This window comes from Leptospira fluminis, from assembly GCF_004771275.1.
GTDB classification, from domain to species: domain Bacteria; phylum Spirochaetota; class Leptospiria; order Leptospirales; family Leptospiraceae; genus Leptospira_B; species Leptospira_B fluminis.
Genome location: NZ_RQEV01000001.1, coordinates 35,053 through 48,055 on the forward strand (window position 1 = coordinate 35,053; position 13,003 = coordinate 48,055).

Consider the following 13,003-nt stretch of genomic DNA (forward strand, 5'->3'; position numbering starts at 1 on the left):
CGGTCGTAATGATCGCGATCCTTACCGTTCGTTGCAACGCAGGACAACCCGTAGCGCCCGAAACCGCCGAAGGGAAAATCCAAGAACCTACGTTTCCGATCCTTTCCCTTTTAAAGCCCGGAGAAAATACGGCCGATTTGTCTTCCCCTAGAAAGGGAAATAAGACCAAAGGTATTCTGCTGCACCATACGAGGGGACTTTCCCCCGAGGAATATATTCGCAAAAGCGCCGCAGGCGGTTGGCTCGTCCATTACCTGGTAGACAGATCCGGAAAAATCTATGGGACCGAGGACCCGGATAAAATCCGGCTGAAGGCGGCGCCCAAAACCGACGAAGAAGTCATTCACGTCAGTTGGGAAGGAAATCGAGACGAAATCCTGAAACGCCCCTTACAAAAGAAAGCTTTTCTGAAGTTGGTACGAAGGATCGCTTCGGATTACAAAATTCCTTTTACGAACTACGATATAGATTCGAAGAACGGAATCTTTACGCATTCCCAGGCCAAAAAAAGGTACGGAAGGTTCCTGGATGGCGGAGAATGCGGAAGTGAAAACGTTCTGAAGACGATTCTGGAGGAATCCGGGGGAAAATACTATTCCGAAACGGAATGGAAGGAGCGTTTCGGCCCGGATTGGGTATTGAGGAGAGAAAAACCGTTTAGCGGCCCCGCGGGAGAACCCCGGGAACCTACCTACGACAAGGGGAGAGGAGTCACCCCTACACCGAAAGCGGAGTTGGAGACGATCGAAAAAACCCAAGACGGACTCCTACCGGAGGAGCGGAGACTCAGATACAATCATCGCGGGACGATCTCCGCCGATTGCGTGGTCCTGCATTTTACCGCTATTTCAGATTATAATGCTACATTAAACGTATTAGAAAAAAGAAATCTTTCCGCGACCTTTCTTGCGGACAAGGACGGAAAGATCTATCAATTGCTGGACCACCATCTTCACGCGGCTGCCGCGGCTACGGGAACGAACCGCAATTGTTTTCAGGTGGAGATCGTAGGAAAGGATACGGAAATGCTTTTAGGCAACCCCAAGCAGACGGAAGCCGTAGCAAAACTGGTAAAGGAGCTTTCCCGAAAATACGAATTTCCGCTCAACAATAAGTCCATCGAACGTCTGAACGGAGTCTACTCCCATACTCAGGCTAAGAAGAAATGGGGAGGGTCCATTTTTCTGGACGCTCAGGATTTCGACCCCGGAGAACCGTACATGAAGAGGATACTGGAATCCGTAGGCGGGACGTTTTACGAGGAAAAGGATTGGCAGGATCGGAAAAGCGAGGATTGGATCCTTTTACATACGGACTTTCAGCCCTAGGAATTGACCGGCTTTACGATTCTGCCCGGATTTTGTTTGTCTGGCTTTACACCGCCTCTCAACTGACTCGGGGTTTTTCCCGTGATCTTACGGAACGCGTCGTTAAACGATGATTTCGAATTGAACCCCACGAAATAGCAGATCGATAGAATATCCTGGTTGGAATTTTCGGATAGAAGCCCCACCGCCTCGTCTATCCGGAAACGGTTTACATAATTATAAAATCCCACTCCTTTGTGCTCGTTCAGGAATTCCGTCAACTGGTACGGCTTGATTTCCAGATCCTCGGCCAATAGTTGCAGGGTCAGGTCCGGATCCCGATAAAGCTTTCCTTCCCTCATCAACTCCTCTATCCTTAATTCCAATAGGGCCAGGTCCAAACCGACTAATAGCGATTTCTCGTATTTTTTCTTTCTCACTTCCTTTGTCAAAGGGGCGAAAAAATTCGGATATCTGGCGGGAGCGAGAAACAGAAGAACCACCGTAACCGTGACGAGCGTTCCCCCCAACCGGAAAAGATCGTCCCAACCTCCCATAAATCCGAGAATCATGGAATACATAGCAACTGCAGTGACGGTGGCTAAACTGAAGACAAATCTGATTTGAGGACGGATTTCCGGAACGGACAACACCCCCAATAACATTCTGTATCTCGCTCCGAAATATCCGGTCGTGAGTGCCGTAGTAAAAAGAAAGGACAAAGCTAGATAATGCTTATACCTTGCCGCGCGAAAATCCCTTAGATCGGCAACGATTTCAGGGACGGGTCGAAAAAAGAAAACCGTTTCCAATAGGAGAAAGACGGCCGGGACTACGAAATGCAGTCGAATGTCCCTGTCCAACGGCTGGTTCGGATAGAGAAGAGAGCGAGTGTATAAAAGAGTCAAGGGCCCGACCGTGGAAAAGCTGGTCAACAGAAGATAGATGGAATGGGGAAAGGTCTGGTCCAATTCCCGCGTCACATTCCCCGACGTAAATAAGATGGTTCCCAAAGCGGCGAACAAAACCGCGGCCAAACGGTCTTCTCTCCCTTTTGGGGACGGGAGAAGTTTCTGTACGGACAATAGGTAAGAGAGTCCGGAACCAAAATAAATGATCCAGAGACTCCCTTCTTCCCAACGAAACATGCACGGTAGTTTAAAAAAAACAAACGATCTGTCAAGTTTTCCTGAAGCCGAAAACGAATAGAACGGACTTCCTACCCGTCCGAAAGAGAGAGACCGGAAACAGATTCGTTCGATACCAAACCGATCGGAATGATATCATACTTATAAATCACTTATTCGTAAAATAGTCTTTTTGAAACAACAGTTCGAATAATAAAATTCGAACGTTCGGATTCCACCCTCCGGTCGCGCCCGCCTTTAGATTCCGCTATTCTACTTCGACAAGAACCGATGAGAATTGAGCGCATCGAACTGGAGTTTAAAATGGAAACGAAAGGCGTAAAGAAAGCCAATCGGGTTTTCAAAACTGCCGTGATTGCATTGACCGCCCTAGCTGCGGGCTGTCCGGCCGGAATATTTACGGAATTCCCGAACCAAGAACAAGTCTGTACCTTCGATCCTGTACGGGAGGGAATCCGAGCGATCTCTGCGGCCAATTTTCCCCAACCTCAATTGCAGTCTCTATCGATCAATGGAACCCTGGCTTGGCAGAATCTGCCGAACAGCGTGGTTCCCGTTCCTCCGCCCGTCCTGGCGCCGGGACAAGTGATCACTTTAAAAGGGTCGGGATTCGGAGCCGGCCCCGACATCGATTTTTCAAAAATCATGATCGGAAACACAAGAATCCTCGAAACGGATCTGAAGATGTACGAGCAACGCTTGGATGTGGCCAAACAGGTGAACTTCGAAGTGGATAACGTGCACGACCAATGGAATAAATACGTCATCTCTTGGACGGACACGGAGATCCAATTCACCGTTCCCGAGCATACGACCGGCGGCCCGTTGATCGTCCAGGTACAGAAAAGGACAGGATATAACGAATCCTTATTGCGCCCCGGACAGTCGCACAACGTGATAGACGCCCAAACCGGTCGGATCACGGACGAGGATTTCAAACAGAATTGCGACGTAGTTTCCACGTTAAGCGAAGCAAAAGCCACGGATCCTCTTGCCGTTACCGTAAACAATCCGGGATTCGGCGACCTTTTCACTCTGGGAGAGGAAGTCTTTTGGTCCTACGACTTCAACATCGGAATCGCACATATCATTCGGAACCTGGATTGGACCAAGATATTCGGATACCAGGCCACGGACCCGATCACGGGTTTGATCGCCGACCCGGTTCTCCTGTTCGGTGCGAATCGCGCAGTGACAGGAGAGGTACCTTCGGCGGCGACGGATAATGTGTATTTCGATCCTTACCCTCAACCCACTCCGATTCCGGGATTTCTAGGATCGGACCCTTTGCTGAAAGGAAATACGAGAAGCAGCGGTTGGGCAGGCTATAGATATGCCGAAGCTTCCAATCCTTATACCGGCAAAGGAGAATGGATCGGTTTCAACTGCGCTTCCTGCCACGGCTATCGGGTGAGCTTCGAGGCTTCCCCCGGAAACGTGGTTACGAAAGTGATTCCTGGGCTCCCGAATCCGAAATGGTCCATGAAATGGTCCTTGTTGGGCGACTTCAAAGGAGTAAAAGCGAGCGAACCCGGCCCGAGCTTTGACGCCAGCTCAAAAGACGTGGATAAGACGGTTCTGATCTACTCCCTACCCCAGGGGGCCGGCGAACATACTCTGATCCGTATCAAAGGGGAAGGAAGCGAGACGGATAACGATTACCAATTCTCCCCGATCGCCATTCCGAACGTGACGAATTATATGGGGGTCAGAAGGTCCCTGTCTCATACGGAATCCTACGTCGGATTCGAAGGATCCTATATCCATTCGGAAGAACCAGACGGAGCCACAGGTTCGATGAAGACCAAGGCACTCCAAGCACTCACCGCCTACATGACGAAATTGGATCAGAACGACAGATCTTTGCGTCAAGCGGGAATGTATCGTTGGTTGAAGTATAAGGGAAAGCTCTTGGGGCAGGCGGGAGCGGATCCTGGAGAAGGAAGTTTCGTACAAACCGGCTGGGAATCCTATCCGGGCGTTACCTCAGCGGTCAATCGCGGAAAAACAATTTTCCAAAGGGATTGCGGAAGTTGCCACGGAGATAAGGTGGGACTGAATTCGAACGAAAAAATGTTCCGCCTGGATCAGGTCGGAAGATTCTTCGCCCCCACCGTATACCAAAGAAAGCAGCAATCCATACGGGCTACCTTCCTCCGCGATATGTATTGGGTACAACATAGAGGTCTGTTAAGCGACGGACACGTACGGAATTTGGAGGATCTGGTTCATCCTGACAGATGCACCGAAGGATCTTCCCTTTACAATTCCTATTATACGATTCATACGGCAGCGGTCCCTCCGTTAGGCGGTCCCGATTTTCCCGTGCCCTATCCTTCGCATAACAGAAAAGGGGACGTATTCAGAATCCCGAAATCCCCATCCGATACCGACCAGGGCGTAAAAAGGAATCGATTCATAGAAAGGCATAAGTATTTCGTTTCGATCCCCGGAGACAACGACTGGTATTATTGGGACTATCAGAAAATGAGACGGGAATACGGTCCGGAGGAATTGGGCACTACGGCCCCGATCGGATTACCGGCGAGCCCCCACCCTTGGTGTACGAACAATTCCGCGGATGTGGACGATCTAGTGGAATATATCCTCACTCTCTAAGGTCGATGACCGTCCGGTAGGACGTCCGCGGGGTGCGGGCGTCCGGGAGGAGTGTTTCGCCCGAACGTTATTCTCCGTTTGGACTCTTCCGGAAGGAAGCCCTTCTACCGGACTTTTCTTTTCTACTCCAGCATGCTGCGAAGCATCCAGGCTGTCTTTTCGTGAATTTCCAATCTTTGGGTCAACAGATCGGTGGTGACTTCGTCCCCTCCGGACTCGGCAGCAGGAAGGATTCCTCTAGCAGTGCGGATCACTGCCTCATGTCCTTCGACTAAGTTCTTAAGCATGTCTTCCGCTTTCGGAACTCCGTCTTCTTCCTTCAAAGATGTCAGCTTGGCGAAGGCCTTGTACGTTCCCGGAGCGGGGTATCCTAAGGAACGGATCCTTTCCGCCACCAGGTCTAGGGCATTCCAAAGTTCCGTGTACTGGGTCATGAACATGAGATGGAGAGTGTTAAACAAAGGTCCTGTCACGTTCCAGTGATAGTTATGCGTTTTTAGATAGAGAAAATATGTATCCGCAAGCAAGCTCTGGAGGCCTTGGTTGATCGCATCTCTGTCCTTGTCCGGTATCCCGATATTCGGCTTCATAAAATCACCTTTTAGATTTATTCTTATTTTAGACTAATTCTAAATCAATCTACAAACAAGCAAATGAAAAAAAACTCGCATTCAACTGGAGAAGTCGCCATCCAATTTCGAGAATTTCTTGGATTTTTCCCGGTTTTTCTCATTTTCAAAACGCAAGAAAACGGGAAAAACCAGGCGCGCTGGAATCAGCAACGAGAACCGGAAGCGCATTGGCCCTAGCAACTGCTGTACGGAAACCGTCAAATTCGAATGATTCGCAGCAGGATCCGATTCACCTAACGCACTATCGGCGGCTTTTCCGTTGAAAAGCAAAGGAAAGGTATGCGCGGCTCGTCTACTGCCATGATCCGGGTCTGAAAAGCTCGGACACACCTTCTAAAGACCTACTTTTTGTATTCTCGAACGGCTGCAAATACCTCTTCCAGCTCGGAATCCTTCATATAAGGAAATAGAGGAAGATTCAGAACGGAGGAACAAATTCTTCCGGTTCTGTGCTCTTCTCCGTACCGTCCTTGGATGTAGGGTTTGGCCCCTTCCTGATCGCTCATCGCTCCCGGATAGATATTTCCGAAACCGATCCCTTTTTGCTTCAGAATTTCCTGGATTTTCGGGCGTTCGGAAGGATCGAACAAGGTAACGTTACAATAACCGTTTTCGAAAAAATCCTTGGGCGGATGGATCACGTTCACTCCCAGACTCGGAAGTACTTCGTAATATTTTTGACAGGCCTTTCTTCTGGAAGAGATACGCTCATCCAAAAACGGGAGGTTCAAATTCAGAAAGGCTGCTTGTAAGGTATCCAAGCGGGAGTTCCAACCCACGTCCCCATATCCGTAATGGGACGTCCTACCGTGATTGGATAGCATCCTCACCTTGGAGGCAAGAGCTTCGTCGTTCGTAAAAACCGCGCCGCCGTCTCCTGCACCGCCGAGCACTTTTGCAGGATAAAAGGAAGTAGTACTGAGGAAAGCATTCTTATAAATGGACTCGCCTTTGTATTTTACTCCGAAACATTGCGCTCCGTCTTCCAGCAAAGGAATGCCTTTGGATTTACAGAGATTCCGGAAGTCGTCCAGTCGGGAACTTCCCCAACCGTAAAGGTGAACGATGATCGCTGCCTTTGGTTTGACCTTTTCCAGAGCTTTTTTAAAATCCTCGAAGTCCATCTGAAGATCTTCCGGATTCGTGTCCACCGTCGCAGGAGTTGCTCCTACGTTCACCACCGCTTCGAAGGTAGCCCAGAACGTGGAATCGGGAAGCAATACGATATCACCTTTTCCGACTCCTAAGGCCCGCAATGCAAGTTGCAGTGCGTCGGTACCGTTAGCGCATGCGACCGAGTATTTGGTTTCAGCCTTTGCCGCAAGGTTCGCTTCCAGGTTCGTTACTTCTTCGCCTCCGATAAACGAAGCGTTTTTGCTCAGAACCCTGACTTTTTCCTCCCATGATTCCAAAAGACCGGATTCGAAACGTTTTATGTCTATAAAGGGTACGCCCATGTGAACTCCTCCGAACAGGTTCGGAGACATGTCGGAAAAAGCAATTCTTTTGAGACGGTCCTATTTTCGCCGAGTTTTCTTGGCGGGAGGACGTTTTTTGAGCCCTTTTTTTGCCGCCGGAGAACCCTTCAGATCCTTAGGGAGAGCCGCGGATTTTTCGTCAAACAGCAATCGGACGACGTCTTGGAATCGGCTCACCGGAAAGAATTCCATTCCCTTTTTTACGTAATCAGGAATCTCGTCTAATTGCGGTTTGTTGTCGTTCGGAAAAATGATCTTATGGATCCCCACCCTTTTGGCGGCGACTACCTTCTCTCTCAATCCGCCTATGGCCAACACTTCTCCGGTTAGGGTGAGTTCTCCGGTCATTCCGTATCCTAGCTTGATTCTTTTTCCCAAGGCGAGAGAAAGGATAGCCGTAGCCATCGTAATTCCGGCGCTGGGTCCATCCTTAGGAGTGGCTCCGTCAGGAACGTGCAAATGAATCGTTTTATCCGCAAAAAGCTCCTCAGAACCTAAGAAATTCTTAATATAACTCAGCGCGATATTGGAGGATTCCTCCATGGATTTTCCGATCATCCCGGTCAAAAGAATTCCCCCTTTGCCCTTGATAAAGACGGCCTCGATCAATAAAGTGGCTCCTCCCACCGAGGTCCAGGCCAATCCGAGAGCGGTTCCCGGAACCGTAGGCTTAGTCATGCGGTCATCCGTGTATTTCGGGACTCCTAAAAACCCTTCGAGATCGGAAGCGCGGATCGTCTTAGGATATTTTTCCCCTTTTACGATCTGCAGGGCGATCTTTCTGGCCAACTTGTCGGTCTGTTTTTCCAAACCTCTTACGCCTGATTCCCGGGAATAATGATCGATCATCGTTACGATCGCGTTTTTGTCCATCTGGAGTCCGTACTGCTCCAATCCGTTCTTCTCCAATATCTTCTTCCAAAGATGTTTGGAAAAGATCTGCACCTTTTCGTCGGTAATATATCCGGAGAGATGAATGACCTCCATCCGATCCAAAAGGATTCGACTAATGCCGTCCAATGTGTTTGCGGTGGCGATAAAGAAGATGGAAGAAAGATCGAAGGGAAGATCCAAGTAATGATCTCGGAAGGATTTGTTCTGTTCCGGATCCAATACTTCCAAAAGGGCGGCTGCCGGATCTCCCTGCATTCCTATGCCGAGTTTGTCGATCTCATCCAATAATAGGACCGAATCCTTTTCTTTGGTGATCCTGAGAGCTGTGATGATCTTTCCGGGCATGGAACCGATGTAAGTCCTGCGATGTCCTTTGATTTCGGCCTCGTCCCTCATCCCTCCTACCGAAAAGCGGAAGAATTTTCGACCCATGGATTCGGCGATGGATTTTGCGATCGAAGTTTTTCCCACTCCCGGTGGGCCGACTAAAAGAAGGATGGATCCTTTTTCCGCTGGTTTGAGTTTTTTTACCGCGAGAAATTCCAGGATCCTTTCCTTTACGTCGTCCAGCTTGTAGTGATCCCTATCCAAGGTTTTTTTCGCCTTTTCCAAATCCATATCCCGAGACGGCGCGGGTTCCCACGGGAGACTTTCCAGAATGTCGAGATAATTCCGGATCACATTGTAATCGGCGGTATTCTGATCCGTGTAGAGGAATTTGTCCATTTCCCGCTCCACTTCCTCGATGATTTCCGGATCCGCGGGAATGGATTTGAGTCTCTCTAGAAATTTTTCGTATTTCTTCTCGTATTTATCTTCTTTTAGACCCAATTCGGACTGGATGGCCTTGAGTTGTTCCCGGAGAAAGAACTGTCTTTGCTGCTTGTCTATTTTTTCCTGGATGTTTTCCTGGATTTCTCTCTGAAGGCTTACGAGTTCTATCTCCTTTTTCAGGAAAAGCAGGACTTTCTCTATCCTGTCCTTCAGGTTGATGGATTCTATGACCGATTGATATTCCGCCTTTTCTATATTCAAAATACTGCATACGAAATCGGCCATTTTTCCCGGCTCGTTTACGTTGAGCATGGTCAGCTTCATTTCTTCGGTAAATAGGGGATTATTCTGGGCCAATTCCCTGGTCATTACCAAGAGCGTTCTCATCATGGCTTTAATGGTATTCTTAGGGGCGCCCGGCTCTTCTTCAGGATAGGAAACTGCGGCAACCAACAACGGGTCCACCGCGACGAAGGATTCCACCTTGAATCTTCGGACGGTATTGATCAGAATGTTGACCGCTCCGTCCGGGAGATTGACCTTTTTCAGGATTTTCGCGACCACTCCGAAAGAGTATATATTCTCCTCCGTATTCTTTTCATGTTCCTCGTCGATGAGTAAGACCAAACCGATGAACGAATTTCCATTGAGAGAATTCTCCACGGCCTTTGCGAATTTTCCTCCCGGAACGATGAGAGGAGTGATGATCCCCGGAAAGACAGGACGGGATTTGATCGGGATCAGGAAAAGTTCGGGAGGCAGAATCGCATCCACCGGAACTATGTGACTTTCAATTTCATTCAAATCGCCGTTGTATTCCACGTTTTCTCCTTTTACAGCGCGTGCGGAAAGGCTGGCCCTACGGACCTACAGAATCCAAAATCTTATATACCTCTGGATTCTCAAACCATTCTTTGTGTCTAAAGTATCGTAGATGAAAGCCATTCAATTTAACCGATTCGGCGGCCCTGAAGTTTTAAGCTATGTGGAATTACCCGACCCTATCCCGGAGGAAGGGGAAGTAACGGTGAAAATCCTGGCATCCGGCGTCAACCCCTCCGACTGGAAAATCCGAGAAGGAAAATTCCAAGCCAGAATGCCGAATGTCCTCCCGATCATTCCGGGTTGGGAATGTTCCGGAATTGTGGTCCAAAGGGGATTTGCTGCGAGAAGATTCGAGGTCGGCGACGAAGTATTTTCTTATTGTCGTAGGCCTTGGATCGAAAAAGGGACTTACGCGGAGATGATCTGCCTACCGGAATCTTATCTAAGTTTGAAACCGAAATCCCTTACCCACGAAGAGGCGGCCGGAATCCCTTTGGCCGGCCTGACCGCCTACCAGTGTTTGTTCCAAGCTGCCTCTTGCGCCGAAGGAAATCTCGTCCTGGTTCTGGGCGCGAGCGGAGGAGTCGGCTCTTTTGCGGTGCAACTCGCTCGAATCGCGGGTGCAAAGGTGGTAGCGGTGGCAAGCGCGCGTAACGAGAAGTACGTACTGAGCCTCGGTGCCGACGGCTTTATAGATTATTCGGAGGGAGAATTGCGAAATACCTTTCTCTCAAAATATCCCGAAGGAGCCGATCTAGTTCTGGATTTCGTGGGCGGGGAAACTTTTTCCCAAGGATTGGGATGCGCAAAATCCGACGGGAATCTAGTGTCTATTCTTGTAAAGGAAATGCCGACGGGAACCCAAGTCCGAGGTTCTTACGTATTCGTAGAACCGAATGCGAAACAACTCACCGAGCTTGCAAGACGGGCGGACGAAGGTCGTTTGAAAGTCCATGTAAGCGAGATCTTCGGCCTTGCGGAAGCCGCCGATGCCCAACAAAGGATTTCACAACTTCATACCAGAGGAAAAGTGATCCTGAAAATGTGATTCGCAATGAATTATTTTATATAACAAACGATATTTTATCTTGGGCAAAATCTGTGGAACGATTGACTTTTGTCAAAGATTGTCGGATCATGAAACGTCTCCTTCTTCAAAAGAGAATTTCACGAAGATAGAAAGATACATGCGGAATAAAACCTAAAAAAGAGCAACAAGAGTCTCCGAAATGAACGTAAAAAGAAAGATCGCCTTGTTTTTGGTATCCTGTATTTGGCTTTCCGGCTGCCACCAGGAGAAGCACGACAAGAATAAGGAATTAACCGAAATCGCCTTAGGGGTCATACTTTACAATCCGTACCAAAAAATCGTTCCTACTGCAGGATCGATTACGATTTCGAGTATCGCTAGTTCCGGTTATAATAGCAGAGCCTTTAATCCGCAATGTACCGGCGTAACCGGAAATACGACCTTCGAATTTTTCAGGAAACAAATCGTACCGAATAATACCAATTTAGTCATCAACTTCATGGGCGGAGGGGCTTGCTGGGACAATGCCAATTGTTTCGGAAATACGACGACCACTTACTTCAACCAATTGAACGCGGTTCCGGATCTTTTCGTAAAATTCGCCTTTCGCGGAATTATGAATGAGACGGCAGCTTCCAATCCCTTCAAGAATTACGACGTGATCTTCATTCCGTATTGTTCGGGAGACCTACATGTCGGTCACAAAAGCAACTCCTATGTCAACCCGTTGACAGGCGGAACCGTCGCCATCAATCACTACGGTTATGACAATGTACTATCCGTTCTCCAATATATCCAACAAAACTACACGAACGTCCAGACGGTTTTCGTGACGGGACAGAGTGCGGGAGGATACGGTGCCATCCTAAACTATCCCGTCGTTCGAGAGACCATCAAAGGGATCAACAGTGGCGCTCAGGTGCGTATGCTCTCCGATGCCTCGAACGGGATCGTTCCTCCGACGGGAACACCCCAAGCGTTCTTTCCCAATCTGAATTCCAAATGGGGAGTGGAAACCGCGCACAACCTACCAACCTGGGTGACAGGTATCGCGTCGGATTATACCTCCAATGCGGCGAATAACGCTTCCATCGACGACTTCTTTAAGAAAGTGGCCACTTATTATAGCGGAGACCGCTTCGGACAATACGCGGCCATATTCGACGGAAACCAAAGATTCTTTTATAACGTGATGGGGCAAATCAACAAAGTCAATGCGGGGTCGTTAACTTATACGGATGCTTCGACCTCGGATCCTTACGACGTGGGCAGAACCTATTCCTCTCTTTTCGGAGATAGCGATGCTACTTCCATGACGGACGGCACGTCCACCAGCTCCAACGATTTTTCCAGTTGCGATTGGTCCAAACAGGCAATCTCGAAGATGAAAGGGGTCGCAACCGCGAATTCCTCGAATTATAGATATTTCTTGGCTCCGGGAGATGTGCATACGATCACTACTTCCGATTCCATGTTCACGCTGGGAAGCGGTGGGAGCGATTTTACCACTTGGTTGACGAATCTAGCAATGGGAAGCATACCCGGCAACGTGGAATGCAGCGACAACAGCGGCTCGTGCGTGAGTTCCAACTTGAATTCGAATACGGTGGATACGAATTTAAAGCAAGCGACCTCGGACCAATCGTACGCTTCCTCTCGAAGTCTTTACACTGCCTGCGGGGGATTTGCCGGACTGGGCTTGTGAGAAGTTGCCCCACCCTGCTCTGGGTGGGGGCCGGTGCGGTGGTACCCCGAAAGTGCCTCGAAACGCGAATTCAGACCAGGTATCAGAATTTTGTCGTTTCGGCAAGAAAGTTTCTTTACGAATTCTTGTTGGACCTCCTGCAAGAAAAACCTATAAACCTATCCAAAAACACGTTTTTATAATAGAGAAACGCACGAATAGATCACTGCCTCCTTCGAACCAAGGCGGAGGCTTCAAACCTAATACTCGAAAATTCCCAAATCCATTTTCGCTTCGTCGGAAGCCATGGTTCTCGGATCCCACTTAGGAACCCAAACGACTTCCACTTCGGCGGAATCCACTCCTTCTACTCGCAACGCATTGTCTTGGATTTCCTGTTTCATCTGGGGTCCGGCAGGACATGCCATAGAAGTGTAAGTCATCTCTATTTTAGCCTTTCCGTTTTCCACGTTGATGCGATAGATTAAACCGAGCTCCGCCACGGAGATTCCGATCTCCGGATCCTCCACGCGACTGATTTCATCGTAGACTTTTCGCTCTAATTCCGTTTTAGGTTCTTCTAATAAAGGCATGAACTTCCTTCCGATCTCG

General features: G+C 48.9%; 9 protein-coding genes. 4 read left to right on the forward strand and 5 right to left on the reverse strand.

Annotation, left to right across the window (positions count from 1 at the left end):
- Positions 1-8 precede the first annotated feature (8 nt).
- On the forward strand, positions 9-1,328 hold the full coding sequence (locus EHO61_RS00165) for a peptidoglycan recognition protein family protein (protein ID WP_135811810.1): 1,320 nt from the start codon (positions 9-11) through the stop codon (positions 1,326-1,328).
- On the opposite strand, the gene EHO61_RS00170 is transcribed toward EHO61_RS00165, so the two are convergent.
- On the reverse strand, positions 1,325-2,455 hold the full coding sequence (locus EHO61_RS00170; RefSeq protein ID WP_135811651.1) for a helix-turn-helix domain-containing protein: 1,131 nt from the start codon (positions 2,453-2,455) through the stop codon (positions 1,325-1,327). The genes EHO61_RS00165 and EHO61_RS00170 overlap by 4 nt on opposite strands.
- A gap of 303 nt (positions 2,456-2,758) precedes the next feature.
- Here EHO61_RS00170 and EHO61_RS00175 point away from each other — a divergent pair, with 303 nt between their 5' ends.
- On the forward strand, positions 2,759-5,074 hold the full coding sequence (locus EHO61_RS00175) for a hypothetical protein (protein WP_135811652.1): 2,316 nt from the start codon (positions 2,759-2,761) through the stop codon (positions 5,072-5,074).
- A gap of 122 nt (positions 5,075-5,196) precedes the next feature.
- On the opposite strand, the gene EHO61_RS00180 is transcribed toward EHO61_RS00175, so the two are convergent.
- From EHO61_RS00180 to lon, 3 genes are all read right to left on the reverse strand, one after another.
- Complete coding sequence (locus EHO61_RS00180; protein ID WP_135767731.1) at positions 5,197-5,664, reverse strand: Dps family protein; 468 nt, start codon at positions 5,662-5,664, stop codon at positions 5,197-5,199.
- 383 nt (positions 5,665-6,047) lie between these two features.
- Positions 6,048-7,163, reverse strand: a complete 1,116-nt coding sequence (locus tag EHO61_RS00185) for a DegT/DnrJ/EryC1/StrS family aminotransferase (protein ID WP_135811811.1) — start codon at positions 7,161-7,163, stop codon at positions 6,048-6,050.
- A 60-nt stretch (positions 7,164-7,223) separates the two neighbouring features.
- Positions 7,224-9,674 carry an endopeptidase La gene (gene lon / locus EHO61_RS00190; RefSeq protein WP_135811653.1) on the reverse strand — a complete coding sequence of 817 codons (2,451 nt, stop codon included), beginning with the start codon at positions 9,672-9,674 and terminating at the stop codon, positions 7,224-7,226.
- 112 nt (positions 9,675-9,786) lie between these two features.
- Here lon and EHO61_RS00195 point away from each other — a divergent pair, with 112 nt between their 5' ends.
- Positions 9,787-10,725: an NADP-dependent oxidoreductase gene (locus EHO61_RS00195; RefSeq protein ID WP_135811654.1), complete on the forward strand. Its 939-nt coding sequence runs from the start codon at positions 9,787-9,789 to the stop codon at positions 10,723-10,725.
- A gap of 181 nt (positions 10,726-10,906) precedes the next feature.
- Entirely contained in the window at positions 10,907-12,412 is a 1,506-nt protein-coding gene (locus EHO61_RS00200; RefSeq protein ID WP_135811655.1) for a pectin acetylesterase-family hydrolase, read from the forward strand.
- 239 nt (positions 12,413-12,651) lie between these two features.
- On the opposite strand, the gene EHO61_RS00205 is transcribed toward EHO61_RS00200, so the two are convergent.
- Positions 12,652-12,984, reverse strand: coding sequence for a metal-sulfur cluster assembly factor (locus EHO61_RS00205; protein WP_135811656.1), 333 nt, complete (start codon positions 12,982-12,984; stop codon positions 12,652-12,654).
- Positions 12,985-13,003 lie beyond the last annotated feature (19 nt).